Genomic DNA, 19,438 nt, shown 5'->3' with positions numbered 1-19,438 from the left:
CATTCTCCTTGTGATTGAGACGTCATACACAAGGATGAGCGTTTGCCAATGCTACCCGCCCCGCAAGGAATGGCCGACAACTGATCCCGAACTGATCCTGATCTCACCGAGCGTGCCTGCATTCCGTCGCCGAAGCGCGCCCCCGCGGCATCGGAGGGGGCCTGGACGGCGTGGTGCCACCCGATCTGATACGGCAAGGGACGGGGTCAGCTGATCCTCGCATGATGCGGAAGTCCTGGGTGACTGATGCTGAAGTATGAATGCCGGACGGAAAATCCGACGGCGAATCTCAACCGCTCCCGAGGGGGCGACCGATCAGGAGACGTTCATCATGGCCACGCAATACCAAGTCAGCATTTCCATGGACAGCGACACCATCGAGAAGCTCAAGAACGGCGGCTTCGCCCTCTACGGCTTCAAGGCGGTCAAGACCGCGAACCAGGGCGGGGCCCCGCTGGTGTGGTTCCAGTCCACGTCCTTTCTCGACAACACCGTGATCACTTGGGACGAGCAGTACCAGGCCTACATCTCGACCGACGAGATCATCGCCAACGGCAAGATCCATGCAAGCTCCAGCGCCGATATCGACCTGGAACAGACCATGATGGTCAGCCAGCAAGGCACCGTCGAGGTGATGCAGGAGGGGACACCGAGCGCCATCTCGATCAGCAACCTGGGCACCAGCCAGTGGACCTGCGGGATCTCCCAGCAGACCGGTGGCAGCACCAAGCCGATGTGTGCCTTCCCGCTATACGGCAAGAACCTGGACGTAATCGCACCGATCGAGAAGGTGCTGCTGATGTTCGCCAGCAACACCGTCAACACCGGCACGGTGATCTACAAGGCCTACAGCTCCGGGGTACTACTCGACCTGACCTCAGAGCAGACACGCTCGGTGTCCTACGACATCAACCAAGGCTGGGACTGGGGCGGCCAGTCCTGGGGCCAGTCCGTGAAAGCCCAGGAATCCCTGGTACCGCTGCTGATCACCTCATAGGCCATCCACGCCGGATCGGCACTGCCGACCGACCCATCACAGAGGAGGACACTTGATGTCGGAAATTCGCATCGCCCCGGGAGCGCAGCACGTCTTCCCCGAGGGCCAGCTGGCCGAGAGCCTGGAGCTCGAGAATCGCCACAACGTCGGCGGGCCGGTGCGCTACCAGATCGCCGCCCGCCCCCGGGTGAGCATCGACATGACGCCCGACCAGGCATATCGGGTCGAGGGCATCAACGGCCAGCAGCTGACCGTCACCAACGGCCTGCCCAACAGCCTCTACTGCCGCTGGGGCTGAACCTGGCAGACGCCTCGCCACCACGGGCGCCCTCCGGGGCGCCCGCCGCATCGCCGGGAGCCCCCCATGTCGGAGACCTGCCTGGAAATCCAGCTGTCGAACGCGACTCTCGAATCCCTCAGGACCGGGGACTATGCGCTGTTCGCCCTGTTGCCGGTCGTGAGTTCCAACCGTAGCGGCGTGCCCCTGGTCTGGCAGTGCCGCGAGGATTACCTGGCCAATATCCGGGTGGTGATTCCCGAGACGGATCTCGGCTATATCGCCACCACGTCCATTGCCCCCGACCGGACCATCGCCATCGGCAGCCAGACGCCGGTCGCCTGCCACCAGCGGGTCGACGTCAGTGCCTCGGGGACGCTCTCGACCACCTCCAGCGAGTTGCCGGGCATCTACTTCAACAGCCCCTCGGGGGCCCCGCGCTATACCTGCGGGCTGGCCAGGCGGGGCGAGGGGGAGCCGGCCCCCTACTGCGCCTTCGACCTCTCCCCCACCCTCACGGTCGCGCTCGCCCCTTCCCCGGCCATTCTCGTCTTCTTCGCCACCTCCCGCTACCGCCCGGGCACCTACCTCGAGGCGTCACTCGGTGCGGGGATCTACCTGCCCCTTCCATCGGGGACCACCAGGCGAGTCGGCTACGACACCGACGACGGCTGGCAGGCCGACGCCGTGGCCAAGGCGACCCCGGTGCCAAGCGGCACGCCCCTGGCGGAACGGCTGATCGAGCGCCCTCCCCCCGACGTCCCGCTGTTCCGAGCCCGCCGAGGCGAGTGACCCCGCGCACTTTCTGGCCGCTACTCGAGCCAGGGCATCAGCGCCTTGCCACACGCCAGCCGGCGATGCAGGTACTGCCGGGTATCGTGCTGGCCGGGCGTGTCATCCCGGGCCCAGTGGCGCAGGGTCGCGAGGAACAGCGCGGTCAGGGCAAGTTCCTCGAGCCGCGCGCGGCGACTGCCGTAGGGCGCCGCCAGATGGGCGGCCTGGCGCCACCACTGGATGGTCCGCGACAGGTCGAAGACCATCGGCACCCAGGTGTGGGGATGCGGCAGATGCGCCTTGGTGCGCAGCATCTGGATCGTGACCCGACGGTGCTCGGCCAGGGCATCGAGCCAGGCCAGCAGGCAGTGCTCGAGACGCTCGCGGGGCGGCCAGTCGGCGAAGCCGCCGGGCGTGTCGGCGAGCATCGCCCGCCAGCCCCGCAGGAACCAGGCATTGGCCACGTCATCCAGGTCGCGGTAGTGATCGAGGACGCGGGCGGCGGGAATCCCCAGCCGGGCGGCCACCTCGGTCAGGGTCACGGCCGGCCAGCCCACCTCCTCGGCGACCTGCAACGCGGTGTACAGCAGGCTGTCGGCCAGCTGGCGGTCCGGGGCATCGTCCCGCCGGGCATGCACGGGTGTCATGGTCATGGCCATCCCTCCGCTGGCGCATTCGGACTTGTCTGGTTACTACCATAGGCGCTAATCGCCGAGGGCGGCGACGGGAGGCCCGTCGCCCAGGCGTGCCGGTGGGCAGGGCCACCGACACGGGGTATCCTCGGGGACGTTTCGCCAGGTGTCGGCGACCGCATGGCGACGCCCGGCGTGGCGACGCTCGACCCAACCACGTCCAGTCCGGCGGGAGATCTTCATGCCCGACAAGCCGATCACGGTGTTCGGTGGCACCGGCTTTCTCGGCGCCACCCTGGTGCGCGAGCTGGTGGAGCTCGGCCGGCCGGTGCGCCTGGTCGCCCGGCGACCGGTGAGGCCGGACGGGGTCGAGCCCGGCGACCCCCTGGAGATCGTCGCCGCCGATATCCGTGACGACGTGGAGGTGGCCGCGGCGGTGGCGGGCGCCGGCGCGGTGGTCAATGCGGTCAGCCTCTACGTCGAGACCCGCCGGCTGCGCTTCGAGACCATCCATGTGGAGGGGGCCGGGCGCCTGGCGCGACTGGCTCGGGAGGCCGGCGTGGCCCGGCTGGTGCAGCTCTCGGGCATCGGCGCCGACAGCCGCTCGCCCTCGGCCTATGTGCGGGCCCGGGCACGGGGTGAGGCCGCGGTGCTCGACGCCATGCCCAAGGCCATCATCCTGCGGCCCAGCGTGCTGTATGGCCCCGAGGACGCCTTCCTCGCCACCCTGGCCCGGCTCACGCGACTGCCGGCGATTCCGCTGTTCGGCCGTGGCGAGACGCGCCTGCAACCGGTGCACGTGGTGGACGCGGCACGGGCCATCGCCCACCTGACCGGCGCCGACGCGCCGCGGCGGCGGCTGTTCGAACTGGGCGGGGCCGATGTGCTGAGCTACCGCGAGATCCTGGCACTGGTGATGAGCCACCTGCATCGGGAGCGGCCGCTGGTCCCGGTGCCCTTCCTGGCCTGGCGGGCGCTGGCGATGCTGGCCTCGCCGCTGCCGAGCCCACCGCTGACCCGCGACCAGGTCCTGCTCATGCAGCGCGACAACGTGGTCGGCGACGGCGTGGGCACCTTCGCCGACCTGGGCCTCGACGCCCGGTCCCTGCGCGAGGCCCTGCCGGCCTGCCTGCCGACGGACTGAGTCTCAGGCCTTCTTGACGAACGCCGACTTCAGCTTCATGGCACCGATGCCATCGATCCTGCAATCGATATCATGGTCACCGTCGACCAGCCGGATGTTCTTGACCTTGGTGCCGACCTTCACCACCGAGGAGGAACCCTTGATCTTGAGGTCCTTGATGACGGTGACGGTGTCACCGTCATCAAGGACATTGCCGTTGGCGTCGCGGATCGTCGCCTCGTCCTCCGCCAACGCCTGGGCGACATCCTGGGACCACTCGTGGCCGCATTCCGGGCACACGTACTGGAGGCCGTCGTCGTAGGTGAAGCTGGAGGCACAGGCGGGGCACTGGGGCATCTCGCTCATCGGGCGGGTCCTGTGGGAGCTGAGGAAAGCCGGCAAGCCTACACCCTGGAACGCGACGGCACCACCGCCGGCCCGGGCAAGCCGACGGTCGCCCGCACGGCTACGCCAGGCTATGCTCCAAGGCCGGACGCCCAACAGCAGCAGAGAGGATGCCGATGAGATTCGCAATCATGGGAAGCGGCGGCGTGGGGGGCTACTTCGGTGCCCGCTTGGCCGAGGCCGGCGAGGATGTCACCTTCATCGCCCGCGGCGAGCACCTGGCGGCGATCCGCCGTGACGGCCTGCGGGTCGTCAGCATCAAGGGGGATGTCGCCATCGCCCCGGCCAGCGCCACCGACGACCCGGCCGAGATCGGCGTGGTCGACGTGGTGCTCCTGGCGGTCAAGGCCTGGCAGGTGCCGACCGCCGCCGAGGCCATCCGCCCGCTGGTCGGTCCGGATACCCTGGTGCTGCCCCTGGAGAACGGCGTGGAGGCCGCCGATATCCTGAGCGAGGTGCTCGGCGAGACGGCGGTCCTGGACGGCCTGTGCGGCATCCTCGCCTGGCGGGAGGCACCGGGGCTGATCCGCCATGCCGGGGTCGACCCCTTCGTGCGCTTCGGGACACGCCTGCCCGCGCAACGGGCCGGCGCCGAGCGCCTCAAGGCCAGCTTCGACCGCGCCATCGGCGTCCACGCCGAGATGCCCGAGGACATCGAGGTGGCGGTATGGAGCAAGTTCCTGTTCATCTGTGCCATGAGCGGCATCGGCGCCATCACCCGCGCCCCGCTGGGGGTGACCCGCCAGCTGCCGGAGACTCGCGAGCTGATCGAGCGGATCCTCGCCGAGATCGAGACGGTGGCCCGGGCCCGTGGCGTGGCCCTGCCGGCGGATGCCGTCGAGCGGGCCCTGACCTTCATCGACGAGTTGCCGGCCCAGAGCACCGCCTCCATGCAGCGCGACATCATGGAGGGGCGCCCCTCGGAGCTGGAAGCCCAGAACGGTGCCGTGGTGCGCCTGGGTCGGGCCGCCGGGGTGGCGACCCCGGTCAATGCCATGATCCATGCCGCCCTGCTGCCCCAGGAGAACTCCGCCCGCGGCGCCAAGGCCGAGACCTGGTAGCGTCATCGACGGCGGGCCGCCAGCGCCCCGGCAAGGCCCGGGGCCCACTACCGTCTGGCGCGGCCCGCCACTCGCCGCTTGTGCGAGTCAGGCGCCTCGCTCGCCCCTCACTCGCCGCTCCCCGGCCAGTCCAGCACCAGTCGCTCCCGCTTGTCGAGCCGAACCCGGGCGCCCAGGGGACGGCTTTCCCGGTCGAGCACCCGGCACAGCCAGCGCGTCGCCTCCTCGTCGGCCCGCTCGAGGCGGAAGCGGTGCAGCCGCATGGGCACCATGGTCAGCGATTGCAGTCGGCCATCGGCATGACACAGCACGGGGAAATACAGCAGCACCAGATCGCCCCGGTAGCTCTCGTGCCCGCCGATGCCCTCATAGTCGTTGATCAGGTCACCGCAGCCGTAGAGGATGAGCTTGCCATGGTGGACCTCGATGCCCAGTGGATGGTGGGAGGAGTGCCCCCACATCAGGTCGACGCCGGCGTCGTCGATCAGCCGCTGGGCGAAGGCGCGGTGCTGGGCCGGGAGGGCATAGCCCCAGTTGCCGCCCCAGTGCAGGGAAACGATGGCCAGTTCCCCCGGCGGACGCCGCCGGATCCGGCGAGCCACCTCGCGAACGCCGGCATCGCCCGGACGCCGCAGCAGGTTGATCCCGGGCCGAGAGGAGGTGGCCTCCCAGCGCTCCGGCACGCCACTGTTCGGCAGGCCCAGGGACAGCAGGCGCACCCGCCCAGCTGGCGTCGACAGGCAGAGTGGCGCCGTGGCCTCGTCGCGCTCCCGCCCGGCACCGACATGCCGCAGGCCCGCCGCCTCCAGGGCCTCGAGGGTCTCCAGCAGGCCGGCCTCTCCCCAGTCCAGCACGTGGTTGTTGGCCAGGGCGCAGGCATCCACGCCCGCCGCCGCCAGTACCGGCAGGTTATCGGGGTGCATGCGGTAGTTGATGCCCTTGGGCTCGGCGGCCTCGCTGGTGGTGACCGCGGTCTCCAGGTTGATCAACCGCAGGTCCGGGGCCTGTTCGGCCAATGCCGCCAGGGCATCGCCCCACACATAGGCGAAGTCGACCGGATAGGGGATGGGCCCATGGGCCGTCTCGGCCAGGCGCACATAGCCCTCGGCCGAATCCATGTAGCCTTCGTACAGTCGGGGATCCCCGGGGTGGGGCAGGATCTGATCGATGCCGCGCCCGGTCATCACATCACCGGTCAGCCACAGGCTGAGGTCGGACGAGGTCGCCATTCCTTCGTCTCCTACTCGCCGATATCCTCGTGCCACAGCTCGGGGGAGGTGGCGATGAAGCGCTCCATCAACGCGATGCACTCCGGATCCTGCAGCACCTCGACCTCGACGCCGCGCTCCCGCAGCAGGGCCTCCTCGCCCAGGAAGGTGCGGTTCTCGCCGATCACCACCCGGGGAATGCCGTAGAGCAGGATGGCGCCCGTGCACATCGCGCAGGGCGAGAGCGTGGTGTAGAGGGTCGAATCGCGATAGATCGCCGCCGGCTGCCGGCCGGCGTTGTCCAGGGCATCCATCTCGCCGTGCAGCACCGCACTGCCCAGTTGCACGCGGCGGTTGTGGCCTCTGCCGAGGATCACTCCCTGGTGCACCAGGACGGAGCCGATCGGAATGCCCCCCTCCGCGAGGCCATCGCGCGCCTCGTTCAGGGCGGCCTTCATGAAGTGTTCCATGTCACGCTCTCCGTTGCGTTGGCTTGCGCATCAGCCTACGCCGGCCATCCCGGGGCGACCAGTCCCGTCCGACCTCACCCCGCGACGACGAGCGCCAGCGCACGACCGAGCGTCCCCCCATCAGCAACGCCACGGCCCCCTCCGTGGCGTTGCCGGTTGCGAGGCTCCCCATCGATAGCGACTATGCTAAAGGCTGGATGACACCATGCCCCCAGGAGCTTGACCGTGGCCGACCAGACCAAAGTAATCGCCTTCTACGATGAACGAATGCTGTTGCATCAGCCGAATATCGATGTTCCTTTTCTGCCCAACCGCATGGATCGCCGTATCCGCCAGCTGCTCGCCGGGCTCTCCATCCCCTGGAAATACCCGGAGCACCCCGCACGCCTCACGGCGATCCGCGAGCTGCTCGAGAGGGAGCCAATACCCGGCCTGGTCTTCGAGGCGGGCCGGGAGGCATCCCATGAGCAACTCGCCAGGGTGCACACGACCTCCTTCCTGAGCGATATCTTCAGCCTGGAGGGGGCCAATACCTGGCTTGACGTGGACACCACCGCGGTCTCGCCGGGCAGCATAGAGGCGGCTCGAGTGGCGGCGGGCACAGCCATCGCCGCCGTCGAAGCGGTGGTCGAAGGTCGCGCCGAGAGCGCCTTCGCCCTGGTGCGGCCACCCGGTCACCATGCCGAGCCGGTGCGCGCCCGGGGCTTCTGCCTGTTCAACAACGTGGCGGTAGCGGCCGCCCACGCCCAGTCGGAACTGGGATGTGAGCGGGTGTTGATCGTCGACTGGGATGCCCATCACGGCAACGGCACCCAGGAGATCTTCTGGGCCTCCCCGGACGTGATGCTGTTCGATATCCACCGGGCCGCGCCCTTCTATCCGGGGTCGGGCCGGCTCGAGGAGATCGGTGCCGGCATCGGCGAGGGCACCACCGTGAACGTGCCGGTACCCGGCGGTACCGGTGACGAAGCCTACCTGACGGCGTTCCGAGAGATCCTGGCACCGGCGGCGGACTGGTTCCAACCCGACCTGATCCTGGTCTCGGCAGGGTTCGACGCCCATTGGCAGGACCTGGCCCTCAATGTTTCCTACGACGGTTTCGGGGCCATGACCGGCCTCCTCCAGGCTCTGGCACGCCGCCACTGCAAGGGGCGCCTGGCCTTCGTGCTGGAAGGAGGCTACAACCTTGAATCGGTGGCACGGGGAGCCCATAGCGTGCTCTCCGTGCTCGCCGGAACGCCTCCCCCCGAACCCGGCAGCCGAGGCCTCTCCGAGGTGCAGGCCGCAGCGGCCTTCCATCGCGACGCCTTCATCATCGACAGCGATGCCGGTGGCGGTGCTCCCCAATGAGGCAGGGCGGCATCAGCCGCCCGCTCAGAGCGCCACGCCGAACCAGGCCTGTGCCAGATAGCCGGTGAGGAACGCCAGGCCCGCCGCCGCGCCCCCCATGAGCAGCGTGCGCAGCCCCGACTGCCACACCGGCCGCTGGTAGACCAGGCTCTTGAGCATGCCGATCAGCAGGAACATGAAGGCGGCGACCGCCAGGCTGGCGAGGAAGCGGTGCAGGGGCAGGATACCGGGCAATGCATAGGGCACCAGGGGCATCGCCCCCACCACCAGGAAGGCCAGGAAGGTCACCAGCGCCGAGCGCCACGGGCTCAGCGCGACGCGCTGCAGGCCATGCTCCTCGGTGAGCATGGTCTCCACCCATACCTCCCGGTCGCGGCTGATGGTCTCCACCACCTGCTGCAGGACCTCCCCCTCGAAGCCCTTGCGGGCATAGATCTGGCGGATCTCCTCCCGCTCGCCCTCGGGCACCAGGTCGATATGCTCGCGCTCGCGCTCCCGGGCGCGCTCCACGCCCTCGCGCTGCGCCTGGACCGCCTCGTAGTTGCTGATCGCCATGCTGAAGCCGTCGGCCAGCAGGTTGGCGAAGCCCAGCACCAGCGCCACGCGGGCCGAGAAGCCGGCGCCGAAGGCTCCCGAGACCACCGCGAAGGTGGTCACGCAACCGTCGATGGCCCCCAGGATGGCATCCGGCGTGCTCTGGGCACGGGACGGTGCCTCGAGTCGACGGCGGATCGCCTCGGGGTCGTGGTGCTCCTTCAGCGCCTGCTGCTTGCTGCGCTTCATGATATCTTCCTCCGCCACGCGGGACCCTGCCCCGCTCATTGCAGCGTCGTCAGGGGCGTTTCGCCTGTCCAGCCGGTCGACAGGGGACAGCTCCGGCGAAAGCCTTGCGCGCTCCCCTGAGCATAGGCCCCGCGCAGACGACCCTCGACGGTTGAGCCGGGGCGCCGAAACCCGGAAGATCGAGACCACCCAAGGGCAAGCGAGGAGTGCCATCCATGACCGAGCGACCATCCCCCCGTATCCTGGTCTTCGCCGGCAGCAGCCGGGAGGCCTCGTTCAACAAGCGCCTGGCGCGGCTCGCCGCCGAGCGCATCGAGGCTCACGGCGGCAGGCCGACCTTCATCGACCTGAACGACTACCCCATGCCGCTGTACAACGGCGACCTGGAGACCGCCGAGGGCCTGCCCGAGAGGGCCGTGACCCTGCGCGGGGTGCTCGCCGAACACCAGGGGCTGATGATCGCCTCACCGGAATACAACGGCTTCATCACCCCGCTGCTCAAGAACACCATCGACTGGCTCACCCGCCCCCATGAGGGCGAGAGCGGCCTGGCGCTGTTCCAGGGACGCCTCGCCGCGGTGGTCTCCGCCTCGCCGGGCGGTCTCGGCGGCATCCGCAGCCTGGCGCTGATTCGCCAGCTGCTCGGCAATATCGGTGTCACGGTGCTGCCGGACCAGCTGGCCGTGGCCCGGGCGGGAGATGCCTTCGGCGAAAATGGCCAGCTGGCAAGCGATGCCCATCGCGACAAGCTGGACGCCATCTGCCGACGGCTGGTGGAGGACCTGCAGCGCCTGCAGAGACACTGAGCCCCGACTGTCCCGCGGGGCGTGAGCATCGCGGGCCGCCGCGGGACAAGGCCCTCGCCGAGTCTGATTAACGGTCCCGCTCCTCGGCGATCGTCCAGGCCACCAGTCGGCTCACCAGCGGCCTGACCATCAGCACCCCGGCGAAGGCCACCGGCATGGCCCGCACATAGGCCCGGGCCACGGCCGCCAGATAGTCGGGGCCCACGCCCCCGTTCACCGCCGTGATCACCAGGCTCATCAACAGCGTCATCAGCGCCGACATGTAGAAGGCAAAGACCAGCGGGGCGAGACGCCGCGGCAGCCCAGCGCGACGTTTGCCCGAGTCGCGTGACGCCGTCCCCTGGCGCCGGGTCGTCGTTGTCATGGCATGACTCCTCGTTGTGTGTCCGGTTTCGAGACAGCCACAGCCTAGCGCCCGCTCAGGATCTCCTGTAGACAGCGGCGGCTTGCTTCACTATCAATGTTTATTTACGAATCCGCCGCAAGATTGTTCGAGATCACCAATGGATACCCTGCGCGCCATCGAAAGCTTCGTGAAGGCCGTGGAGGCCGGCAGCATCGCCGCCGGCGCCAAGCGGCTGGGCATCAGCCCCGCCGCGGCCAGCCAGGGCATCGCCCGCCTGGAGGCCTCGCTGGGGGTGCGGCTGCTGACGCGCACCACGCGGAGCATGTCGCTGACCGACAGCGGGGCGCTCTACTACCAGCGCGTCAGGCATATCGCCCGGGACATCGAACGGGCCCATGACGCCATCTCCTCGCTGCAGGCGGAACCGCGCGGCCGCCTGCGGGTCGCCTCCACCGCCGCCTTCGGCCGCCATGTCCTGGCACCGCTGATGCCGGGGTTCAACGCTCGCTTCCCGCACCTTTCCCTGGAGATCGTCACCACCGACCGCAGCGTCGACCATATCCGCGAGCACCTCGACGTCAGCATCCGCTTCACGCCCCAGCTGGAGGAAGGCCTGGTGGCCCGGCGCATCGCCTCCCTGCCCTTCCTGTTCTGCGCCTCGCCGGCCTACCTGGCGAAGGCGGGGCATCCCCGGGCACCGGAGGAACTCCGCCAGCACGACTGCCTGGCCTTCCGCTTCCCGCGGGATGGCCGCTTCATGAGCTGGGGCTTCATTCGCGACGGGGTGCGCTTCGAGCCGGACGTCAAGGCCGCCATGATCAGCGACGACATCGACGTGCTGACCCAGATGGCCCTCGCCGGGGGCGGCATCACCCGCCTGGCCGACTTCATCGCCCGGCCCCATATCGACCAGGGGCGCCTGGTGCCGCTGTTCGAGGACCCCGGCAGCGACGGGGTCCACGCCGTGTCGGAACCCATGGATATCTACCTGTGCGTCAGGGATCGCCACGAGTTCACCCCCAAGGTGAAGGCCTTCATGGACTACCTGGTCGAGCAAATGCCGCCTCGCTGGCGACCACGCTAGGCGCCTACCCCAGGAGGACGACCGTGCTGCCCGTGCCCTGGCTCGCCGCCCGCCAGACGATGTAGAGGCAGGCGGCCATGCCGGCCGCATAGACACCGGAGCGCCACCAGGCGAGGTTGGCCGCATAGAGCAACGGATGCAGCAGTCGACAAGCCAGGAACAGCCACGCCGCCCCGTCGAGGCCCTCGAGGTCCAGCCCGCTGCCGACGGCGATGACGCAGACCGCGGCAAACACCGCCAGCGACTCCCAGGCGTTGGCCTGGGCGGCATTCACCCGGGCGCCCACGCCCGTGAGGCGCGCCTGCTGGGCCCGCGGATGGTGGTTGTCGAGCCGCCCGAGTTGGCGCACACGATACAGGGCGCCGATCCAGGCCAGCAGGATCGGCAGCAGCGAGACGACGAACAGGACCTGCAGGATAAGGGGCATGGCGCCTTCCCGGGTGTGAGTTCTCGAAACCAGGCGGGGGATGGGTGGCACCAGCCGTCCGGCGGCTGGGTCCCGGTCCGGCGGCCTGGCCACGGCCGGACGAGCCTCAGTCCAGCCGGCCCTCCCGGGCCAGGCGACGCCGGACCCAGTGGCGATAGCCCCGGGCCAGCAGGGGCTTGAGGCCCGGCAGGCCGATCAGCCAGGCCAGGGGCCTGAGCACGGGCACGCGGCGCATCAGCAGGATATAGGCATCCAGGCCGTCACACAGCCGTCCCTGCTCATCCTCGACATACAGCGAATGCAGGGCGTCGCGCGGGTCGATGCCCCGCTCGCGCAGGTGGGCCTCGTGGCTCGTGACGTCGACCCACTCCACGTCGGGTGACCCGCCGGCCAGCCGCTCGTAGCGGCGCCGCTCGCGCCGGCAGATGGGGCAGACGGCGTCGTAGTAGACCTTCACGGTGGACTGGTCGGTCATGGTCTCCTCACGGTAAGGGGCTCACGGGCGGTCCAGGTGGTGGTGGGTGGCAGGCGGCCACCGCTCCCCCGTCCCTCGCCGCCCGGACGAGACAGCGGGGCCGTCTCGCCCGGGTGGCCTCAGTGGTGCCCGGCCTCGATCGGCACGCCGGGATCGAACAGGACCATGTGCGGCCCCGCCGGCCCGGTAGCGCCCTCCCGGGACACCTGGGTGAAGTCCGCCCAGGCGCTGCCGTCCTCCGTGACATGCGACAGCCCGCCCTGGCCATCCACCTCGAGCAGGTAGATGCCGTAGGCGTCGTTGCGCGGGCCGAACTCGGGGTCGGCGTCCAGGGTGCTGAGCACCGAGTTGGTGACATAGAGCCGCTCGTCATCCGGGCTCAGGCGCATCATGCAGGGATGCGGTACCGCGGCCTCGCCCACCAGGGCGGGCGCATAGGGATCGCGGATATCGTACTGCTGGATGCTGTCGCTGAACCAGTTGGCGATGAACAGGTAACGATCGTCGGAGGAGATCGTCATGTCGCAGGGCAATCCCAGGCCGCTCAGCACCTGGTGAAAGTCCAGGCGCCCGTTGCCATCCTCGTCTTCCCACAGCCAGGCGCCGCCGCCGGTGCCGATGGTATAGCCGTAGCGGGACTCCGGCGCATGCAGCCAGTCGGCCTCCGTGGCGCCCGCCCCCTCGCCCAGGCTCACCACCTGGATGACCGTCTCCTCGTCCAGGTCCCAGACGGCCACGCTGTCGCCGTTGGGGGCATAGGGATGCGTCAGCACGTCGTCCGGGTAGCCCCAGGTGGTGGTCACAAGGCGGTCGAGGGCCGGCTTCATGGCGATATCGTACATGTACTCCGGGCCGCCCTCGTTGGGCGCCCGCTCGGGGCCCGGCCCGAAGTGCCGCTGGAATGCCGCGGTCTCGTCGTCGATCAGCACCAGGCCCCCGGGTCCGCTGCTGGGGGTGTCGGCGCCAAGCATCGATACCAGGGCCACCCCTCCCTCGAGGGGGGTGACCGTATGTGGGGCCATATAGCCGCTCTCCCGGCGCAGCCCATCCTCCTGGCGAACCAGGGTGGGATCGCGGGGATCCTCGGCCACGTCGAAGACATGGAAGCGATCGGAGAACAGCCCCGGGATCAGCAGCCGTTCCTGGTCCAGCGAGTAGCCCCAATGGTGGACGTTGTCCCCCACCTCGGGCAGCGAGCGGACCTCGAAGATCTTCCCGTAGGTCGCCGGCTGTTGCGGATCGGCGCCCACCAGGGCGAGCATGTCCGGATGCTCGCCCTCGCTGGCGTCGATGGCGACCACATAGAGGAAGGTTTCTCGCGGGACGCTCGCCTCCCCCGCATCGGCCAGCGCCGCGCCGCTCGCCAGGACGCTCAGGGCCAGTGTGGCGGCCCAGCCGGTGATGGGCGGGCGGACCCGACCCTGGTACACCCGCTTGGACAGCGTCTCGCGATTCGGGCCATTTGCGGTGTCGGGTTCCATGTGAACCTCACTTGCTACCGGGGCCCATGCGTCCAGGCTCGGGTCGCGTGCTGGCGGCCGACAAGGCGATCGTGAGGCGCAAAGGCACCCAGTCTGCGTGTCGATGGAATGATGCCATGCTCACCTCGGCCACCCGGGCAGACCGCACCGCGGTCACCGTGGCGAGCCCCCGGCACTTCCCCGTCGGGAGAAGTCCCTCGCTTTCACCCTAGGCACCAGCCGCCGCCCTGACCAGTGCACCGACCGGTACCTGGGGGGCGATGACCGCGGGATGGCCGGAGACCTGGCCAGACGAGCCAGCCGCAACAGCCCCGTGGGCAGGCATCGCCCGCGCAACGGGCAACGCCACAGCGCTGCCTCGCCGCCGTCAAGGCGAGGGGACCCGGGTGGCCAGCAACTCGCCCTTGCCCACCGGGACCAGGCTGGAGACGAAGGCCGGGTCGTCCTCCACCAGCGCGACGAAGGGCGCGACCTGCTCGGCATGGGAGGTGGCGTTGTCCATCACCAGCAGCCCCCCCGGGCACAACACGCGCCGCAGCATCGGCCACCACCCCGGATAGCGGGCACGGTCGGCGTCGAGGAAGATCAGGTCCAGCGAGGCCTCGTCCTGGCGTTCGAGCACCTTCTCGGCATCGGCATGCAGGGACTCGATCACCCCGTCCACGCCGGCGGCCGCGAAGTTCTCCCCGGCCTTCACCCACTTGTCGGTGGCCCACTCCACGGTGGTGACCCGACCGCCGGTGGCCAGTGCCGCCTCGGCGAGCCATAGGGTGGAGTAGCCGTTGGAGGTGCCGACCTCGAGGATCTGCCGGGCGCCAGTGGCCCGGACCAGCACACCGAGGAATTCGCCGGTGGCCGGCGTGATGTTGAGCATTCGCTCGTGACCCTCGCCGACGGCCTGGTCGTTGGCCGCGCCGAAGGCCTCCAGCTCGGCCTTCACGGCCGACAGGGTTCCGGGTTCGTGCATCGCCTGCTCCCTTGGCAAACCGGATGGTGGTCGTACATGGCGTCTTCCATGTCGAGACAACCGAATCCGGCGCCATGTTCCCATGGATGCCGCCCGGCCCCGGCGGAGCGCCACGCTCGGGGCGGCGATTCGCTCGTCACGAGCCAGGCCAGCGATGCGCCGCCGACGAGCGCGATTTCTCCCCCGTCGCCGGCTTGGCGCATACTCAGGTAAGCATTCACTCACCGAGGTCCCGGCATGCCCCAGCCTCACCAGGATGGCCGTTTTCGCCATGAGTACCTGAGCCACAAGGCACTCGGCCGCCAGCTCGAGGCCTGGGCCGAGGCTCACCCCGAGCTCGCCCACCTTCGCAGCATCGGCACGACACCACAGGGCCGCGAGATCTGGGTGCTGACCATCGGCCCGGAGCCCGACCGCCGGCGCCCCGGCGTCTGGGTGGATGGCAACATGCACGGCACCGAGCTGGCCGGCTCCAGCGTCGCCCTGGCCATCGCCGAGGCCGTCCTCGCCCTGCACCTCGACTCCGAGGCGCTGGCCGACGACTGGCCCGAGCCGCAGCGCGAGGCCCTGCGCGAGGTGCTGTTCTACATCTGCCCCCGGGTCTCGCCCGACGGGGCCGAGCAGGTGCTGACCCAAGGCGGCTTCGTGCGCTCGGTACCGCGCCGCCATTCCGACAGCCCCGAGCGGCCCCGCTGGTATGCCCAGGACCTCGACGGCGACGGCCGCTGCCGCTACCTGCGCCAGGCCGATCCGGCCGGCGACTTCGTGGCCTCGGCCTGCTACCCCGGGCTGATGCTGCCGCGCCGGGTGGACGATCCGCCGCCCTACTGGCGACTCTACCCGGAGGGCGCCATCGAACACTGGGATGGCCAGACGATCCCCGAGCCGGACTGGCTGGCCGATACCCCCGACTTCAACCGCCAGTTTCCCTGGGGCTGGCAGCCGGAGCCCGAACAGCTCGGCGCCGGCCAGCGGCCCGGCGCCGAGCCGGAGACCCACGCCGTCATCGACTTCGCCCTGCACCACCCCAACCTCTACGCCTGGCTGAACCTGCACACCTTCGGCGGGGTCTTCATCCGCCCCCTCTCCCACGGCCCGGACAGCCGGATGGCCCCGGCCGACCTGGCGCTCTATCGCCAGCTCGCCGACTGGGGCGAGGCCCGAGTCGGCTACCCCACGGTGAGCAGCTTCGAGGAGTTCTGCTACGAGCCCGAGACCCCGCTGCACGGCGACCTGATCGATTTCGCCTACCACCAGCGGGGCTGCGTGGCGATCGTCTGCGAGCTCTGGGACCTGTTCCGCCGGCTCGGACGGCCCGCTCCCGCGCGCTTCATCGACCACTACACGAGCTTCGACCGCGAGGCGCTGGAGGGGCTGGCCCGCTGGGACCTCAGCGAGAACCGGCGGCGGCTGTTCGGCGACTGGCGGCCGCTGGTGCACCCCCAGTTGGGGCAGGTGGAGGTCGGCGGCCTGGACCCGGTCTGCGGGCTCTGGAATCCGCCCCCCGAGGCGCTGCCCGGGCTCTGCGACGCCCTGGTCGCCTACTGGCTGCGGGTGGCCGCCATGCTGCCGCGGCTGGTGATCGAGCACCTGAACCTGACCCCGCTGGGGCCCCGTCAGCACCTGCTGGAGCTGACGGCCGCCAATCACGGCTACCTGCCGACGCATGGCGTGCAGGCGGCGCGCAAGCGGCCCTGGAACGGCGGCGTGGTGGCCTGGGCGAGCCCGCTGGGCTGCCGCCTGCACGTCTCCAGCCAGGCCCGCCAGGAACTGGGCCACCTCGACGGCTGGGGGCGCGGCCAGGGCGATGCCGCGCATATGCCCTGGTTCCAGCGCTCCCGGGGCAACAGCCATCAGGCCCGGGCGCGCTGGCTGATCGAGGGGGAAGGCGAGGTGACGGTGCGCGTCGAGAGCCCGCGGCTGGGCGGCATCACGCGCCGGCTTCCGGTCGAAGACATCCGCTAGCCGGCCGGCCCCCAAGGCTAGATGCCGATGTCCTCGTCGTACTCCTTGTCGGCATGTTCCATGAGCGGCGAGTCCTCGTCGCACTCGGGCGAGTGCGTGAAGGTCCGGGTGACGTCGAGCAGCCCCAGGTCCTGGATGACACGCCGTCCCAGCAGCACCGGATAGTTCATGTCATCACGATTCTCGAGGCTGAACTGCTCCTGGTAGCGGGTATCCCCCATGCAGATCGTCAACAGTACCGCCGGGCGACGGTCCTTGCCGCCGGCGCCGGTGAGGATCAGCCGGCGATAGACCTCTCGCTCGAACTGCTTGGCCACCACCTCGCCGGTGGCCTCGTCCTCGACCTCGATCTCGAAGCGCACCCACTCCTCGCCATCGCGCTCGAACTCCTCGATGTGCTCGGCCTGCATGGAGGACGTCAGCGCGCCGCTGTCGAGCTTGGCCTTCAGCTCCACGCCCCAGGGTTCGATGGTGGTCTTCTCGACCCAGCCATACACCTCGGGCTCGTCGTCGGCGGCGGCGGTGCCGTTCAGCAGGCAGGCCCCCAGCAGGGGGATCAGGGCGTGTCGCAGGGCGGTTCTCATTCCGGCTCCTCGGAAAACGCTGATGGATGGACGCGTGGTGAACAGGGCCCCCGCATGGGTGCACCGCCTGCATGGACAGCCGGCGGGCAGGTGGGTTCCCCGTGACCGCGTGGCGTCAGATGTTGTCCCGGGGGATGGCTTCGTTCCACGTGCGCGAGAATACCCGCTCGCCCCCTTCGTAGGCATCCAGGGTGGCGTTGAGGTGGAAGTGCGTGGCCGTGGTGGACAACAGCGTACGGGTGACCGTCTCCACGCGCCAGTCGCCCCGCTCGAAGTGGCGGCTGTTGACCACCTCGCCGCTGACCGTGGCGTAGTCGTCGTTGGCCTGGGAGTATCGCTCGGTCACGTCGTAGCCGAGCGTCAGGCCCAGGTCGTCGAGGCGCCAGCAACCGTCGTTGTCGATGACCCTCAGGGTGGCCTCGTTGGTGGCCAGGTTGAACAGCACCGTCCACTCGCGATGGGCCGGCACCAGCAGGGTGGTGGCCGGCCCCGGCGCCATGCGCGGCGCCCCGAGGTCGGGCAGGGAGGCATCCTGCGTCCGCGCCGGACGCGACGGCAGCAGCAGCCGGCAGCCCGGGGGATGGAGGGTGAGGGTCGCCGGCAGCGGCGAGGGCCAGGCCAGCGGCCAGTACGAGGACGACACCGCCACACGGATACGGTTGCCCGCCGGGAAGGCCTGGGCGACATGGTTGAGGCGCACGCGGACGCGGCAGGTCTCGCCGGGGGTCAGCGGCTCGGGGCGGTCGTGCCCATGGCGATGGCTGAGGTTGAGCAGGCCGTAGCTGACCAGGGTGACGGTGCCGTCGGGACCGATATCGGAGAGTCGCACGGCGACCATCGCCTGGGGCCGATTCGCCGAGAGCTCGAGCTCGACGACAGGCTGGCCGAGGATCTCCACGGCCTCCGTCAGCGGGGCGGTGTCGAAGCACAGCGAACCGCCATCCTCCAGGCGCTGGTCGGTGGGCAGGTCGGTGCTCTCCGAATAGCTGCACCACTTGCCGGCGAAGAGCCCCACGCTCAGCGGGCTGCGGATCGACAGCGGCGCGGCATCGGGCCGGCCCGCGCCCTCGCTCACCAGGCCCGAGGCCGACAGGCCATACGCCAGGGGGTGCAGGCGATCGCTCGGCCACCGGGTCTCGGCCACCCAGCGACCGGGACGGTCGTCGCTGATCGGCGAGACGCTGTCCTGCATCCAGGCCCGTAGCAGCGGTTCCCGGTCCACGCCGTTGTCGACCCCCTTCAGCCAGCGATCCCACCAGCGCAGGCATTCGCCGAGGAAGTCGATGGACGGGCCCGGCCCGCCCAGATGGGGGTACTTGTGTCCCCAGGGGCCCACCAGCCCCTTGCGCGGGACCACCAGGTGCTGCAACAGCCGGAACACGGTGTTGCAGTAGCCGTCGGCCCAGCCGCTGACCGCGAACACCGGGCAACGGATCGCCGAGAAGTCCTCGCAGACCGAGGCGTGGCGCCAGAAGGCATCGCGACGCTGGTGGTCCAGCCAGTTCTTGAGCCAGAGCCCGCTGCCCTCGAGGCGCTGGATCCACAGCTCGCGCCAGCGATCGCCGACGATGGCCGGGTCCGGGGGACAGGCATTGTAGGAGAGCATCACCGAGGCCCAGGACAGGTTGTCGGTCAGCAGGCAGCCGCCCATGTAGTGCACGTCGTCGGTATAGCGATCATCGGAGGAGCACACCGAGATCACCGCCTTCAGCTCGGGGGGCTGCAGGGCGGCGATCTGCAGGCCGTTGAAGCCGCCCCAGGAGATGCCGAGCATCCCCACCTCACCGCTGCACCAGGGTTGAGCGGCGATCCAGCGGATCACCTCGACCCCATCGTCGAGTTCCTGGGGCAGGTACTCGTCGAGAAGCACGCCATCGGAGTCGCCGCTGCCGCGCAGGTCGACGCGTACGCCGGCATAGCCGTGCCGGGCGAAGTAGCCGTGGACCTGACTGTCGCGACTGGCCCGGAAATCCCGCTTGCGGTAGGGAATGTATTCGAGGATCGCCGGCACCGGCGCCTGCTCGGCCCCCTCGGGCAACCACAGCTTGGCGGCCAGCCGGCAGCCGTCCGACATCAGAATCCAGGTATTCTCGATGACCGTCACCCCGACCTCGTGATCGTCCGCCATCTCGCCGTCCTCCCGACCCGATGCCCGCCGCCGGGTCCCGCCTCGAAGGCGGCCCGGCATCGTATATGCTTCAGGATACACCGCCGCCAGCGGTG

At 69.6% G+C, this 19,438-nt stretch carries 21 protein-coding genes; 9 read left to right on the top strand and 12 right to left on the bottom strand.

Annotated elements, in window-relative coordinates; translation table 11 throughout:
- The first annotated feature begins 331 nt into the window (after window positions 1-331).
- From OCT48_RS04980 to OCT48_RS04970, 3 genes are all read left to right on the top strand, one after another.
- Window positions 332-997, top strand: a complete 666-nt coding sequence (locus OCT48_RS04980) for a hypothetical protein (RefSeq protein ID WP_263591621.1) — start codon at window positions 332-334, stop codon at window positions 995-997.
- 55 nt (window positions 998-1,052) lie between these two features.
- Window positions 1,053-1,295, top strand: coding sequence for a hypothetical protein (locus OCT48_RS04975; RefSeq protein WP_263591620.1), 243 nt, complete (start codon window positions 1,053-1,055; stop codon window positions 1,293-1,295).
- Between the two features lie 66 nt (window positions 1,296-1,361).
- Window positions 1,362-2,066 (top strand): hypothetical protein, encoded by a 705-nt coding sequence (locus tag OCT48_RS04970; protein WP_263591619.1) that lies wholly within the window; start codon window positions 1,362-1,364, stop codon window positions 2,064-2,066.
- Between the two features lie 20 nt (window positions 2,067-2,086).
- Here OCT48_RS04970 and OCT48_RS04965 read toward each other — a convergent pair whose 3' ends face one another.
- On the bottom strand, window positions 2,087-2,701 hold the full coding sequence (locus OCT48_RS04965; RefSeq protein ID WP_263591618.1) for a TetR/AcrR family transcriptional regulator: 615 nt from the start codon (window positions 2,699-2,701) through the stop codon (window positions 2,087-2,089).
- A 220-nt stretch (window positions 2,702-2,921) separates the two neighbouring features.
- Here OCT48_RS04965 and OCT48_RS04960 point away from each other — a divergent pair, with 220 nt between their 5' ends.
- On the top strand, window positions 2,922-3,824 hold the full coding sequence (locus OCT48_RS04960) for a complex I NDUFA9 subunit family protein (RefSeq protein ID WP_263591617.1): 903 nt from the start codon (window positions 2,922-2,924) through the stop codon (window positions 3,822-3,824).
- Window positions 3,825-3,827: 3 nt separating this feature from the next.
- On the opposite strand, the gene OCT48_RS04955 is transcribed toward OCT48_RS04960, so the two are convergent.
- Window positions 3,828-4,169 (bottom strand): zinc ribbon domain-containing protein YjdM, encoded by a 342-nt coding sequence (locus tag OCT48_RS04955; RefSeq protein WP_263591616.1) that lies wholly within the window; start codon window positions 4,167-4,169, stop codon window positions 3,828-3,830.
- A gap of 155 nt (window positions 4,170-4,324) precedes the next feature.
- Between OCT48_RS04955 and OCT48_RS04950 the strand changes: the two genes are divergently transcribed.
- Window positions 4,325-5,269 carry a 2-dehydropantoate 2-reductase gene (locus OCT48_RS04950; RefSeq protein WP_263591615.1) on the top strand — a complete coding sequence of 315 codons (945 nt, stop codon included), beginning with the start codon at window positions 4,325-4,327 and terminating at the stop codon, window positions 5,267-5,269.
- A 107-nt stretch (window positions 5,270-5,376) separates the two neighbouring features.
- Here the strand turns inward: OCT48_RS04950 and OCT48_RS04945 are convergent, their stop codons facing one another.
- Window positions 5,377-6,498, bottom strand: coding sequence for a CapA family protein (locus OCT48_RS04945; RefSeq protein ID WP_263591614.1), 1,122 nt, complete (start codon window positions 6,496-6,498; stop codon window positions 5,377-5,379).
- 11 nt (window positions 6,499-6,509) lie between these two features.
- Entirely contained in the window at window positions 6,510-6,947 is a 438-nt protein-coding gene (locus tag OCT48_RS04940; RefSeq protein ID WP_263591613.1) for a nucleoside deaminase, read from the bottom strand.
- 225 nt (window positions 6,948-7,172) lie between these two features.
- Between OCT48_RS04940 and OCT48_RS04935 the strand changes: the two genes are divergently transcribed.
- A complete protein-coding gene (locus tag OCT48_RS04935) occupies window positions 7,173-8,297 on the top strand; it encodes a histone deacetylase (protein WP_263591612.1) in 1,125 nt (374 codons plus the stop codon).
- A gap of 24 nt (window positions 8,298-8,321) precedes the next feature.
- Here the strand turns inward: OCT48_RS04935 and OCT48_RS04930 are convergent, their stop codons facing one another.
- A complete protein-coding gene (locus OCT48_RS04930; protein WP_263591611.1) occupies window positions 8,322-9,080 on the bottom strand; it encodes a VIT1/CCC1 transporter family protein in 759 nt (252 codons plus the stop codon).
- Between the two features lie 215 nt (window positions 9,081-9,295).
- Here OCT48_RS04930 and OCT48_RS04925 point away from each other — a divergent pair, with 215 nt between their 5' ends.
- Window positions 9,296-9,886 carry an NADPH-dependent FMN reductase gene (locus tag OCT48_RS04925; RefSeq protein ID WP_263591610.1) on the top strand — a complete coding sequence of 197 codons (591 nt, stop codon included), beginning with the start codon at window positions 9,296-9,298 and terminating at the stop codon, window positions 9,884-9,886.
- Between the two features lie 67 nt (window positions 9,887-9,953).
- Here the strand turns inward: OCT48_RS04925 and OCT48_RS04920 are convergent, their stop codons facing one another.
- Entirely contained in the window at window positions 9,954-10,250 is a 297-nt protein-coding gene (locus tag OCT48_RS04920) for a DUF2798 domain-containing protein (protein ID WP_263591609.1), read from the bottom strand.
- Between the two features lie 139 nt (window positions 10,251-10,389).
- Here OCT48_RS04920 and OCT48_RS04915 point away from each other — a divergent pair, with 139 nt between their 5' ends.
- A complete protein-coding gene (locus OCT48_RS04915) occupies window positions 10,390-11,316 on the top strand; it encodes a LysR family transcriptional regulator (RefSeq protein ID WP_263591608.1) in 927 nt (308 codons plus the stop codon).
- 4 nt (window positions 11,317-11,320) lie between these two features.
- Here OCT48_RS04915 and OCT48_RS04910 read toward each other — a convergent pair whose 3' ends face one another.
- The 4 genes from OCT48_RS04910 to OCT48_RS04895 all read right to left on the bottom strand — a co-directional run bounded on the left by OCT48_RS04910 (window position 11,321) and on the right by OCT48_RS04895 (window position 14,666).
- Window positions 11,321-11,743, bottom strand: a complete 423-nt coding sequence (locus OCT48_RS04910; protein WP_263591607.1) for an MAPEG family protein — start codon at window positions 11,741-11,743, stop codon at window positions 11,321-11,323.
- Window positions 11,744-11,849: 106 nt separating this feature from the next.
- Window positions 11,850-12,218 carry a thiol-disulfide oxidoreductase DCC family protein gene (locus OCT48_RS04905; protein ID WP_263591606.1) on the bottom strand — a complete coding sequence of 123 codons (369 nt, stop codon included), beginning with the start codon at window positions 12,216-12,218 and terminating at the stop codon, window positions 11,850-11,852.
- A gap of 119 nt (window positions 12,219-12,337) precedes the next feature.
- Window positions 12,338-13,699, bottom strand: coding sequence for a selenium-binding family protein (locus OCT48_RS04900; protein WP_263591605.1), 1,362 nt, complete (start codon window positions 13,697-13,699; stop codon window positions 12,338-12,340).
- 367 nt (window positions 13,700-14,066) lie between these two features.
- On the bottom strand, window positions 14,067-14,666 hold the full coding sequence (locus tag OCT48_RS04895) for an O-methyltransferase (RefSeq protein ID WP_263591604.1): 600 nt from the start codon (window positions 14,664-14,666) through the stop codon (window positions 14,067-14,069).
- A 237-nt stretch (window positions 14,667-14,903) separates the two neighbouring features.
- Here OCT48_RS04895 and OCT48_RS04890 point away from each other — a divergent pair, with 237 nt between their 5' ends.
- A complete protein-coding gene (locus OCT48_RS04890) occupies window positions 14,904-16,631 on the top strand; it encodes a M14 family metallopeptidase (RefSeq protein ID WP_263591603.1) in 1,728 nt (575 codons plus the stop codon).
- Between the two features lie 17 nt (window positions 16,632-16,648).
- Here OCT48_RS04890 and OCT48_RS04885 read toward each other — a convergent pair whose 3' ends face one another.
- Together OCT48_RS04885 and OCT48_RS04880 are read right to left on the bottom strand one after the other, a co-directional pair.
- Window positions 16,649-17,215: an ATP-dependent zinc protease gene (locus tag OCT48_RS04885; protein WP_263591602.1), complete on the bottom strand. Its 567-nt coding sequence runs from the start codon at window positions 17,213-17,215 to the stop codon at window positions 16,649-16,651.
- 115 nt (window positions 17,216-17,330) lie between these two features.
- On the bottom strand, window positions 17,331-19,343 hold the full coding sequence (locus tag OCT48_RS04880; RefSeq protein WP_263591601.1) for a CocE/NonD family hydrolase: 2,013 nt from the start codon (window positions 19,341-19,343) through the stop codon (window positions 17,331-17,333).
- Between the last annotated feature and the right edge of the window lie 95 nt (window positions 19,344-19,438).

It is taken from the genome of Halomonas sp. M4R1S46 (assembly GCF_025725685.1).
In the GTDB taxonomy this organism is placed as follows: Bacteria; Pseudomonadota; Gammaproteobacteria; order Pseudomonadales; family Halomonadaceae; genus Halomonas.
Note: the sequence above shows the minus strand (reverse complement) of the source record. Positions and strands in the feature narration are given on the sequence as shown.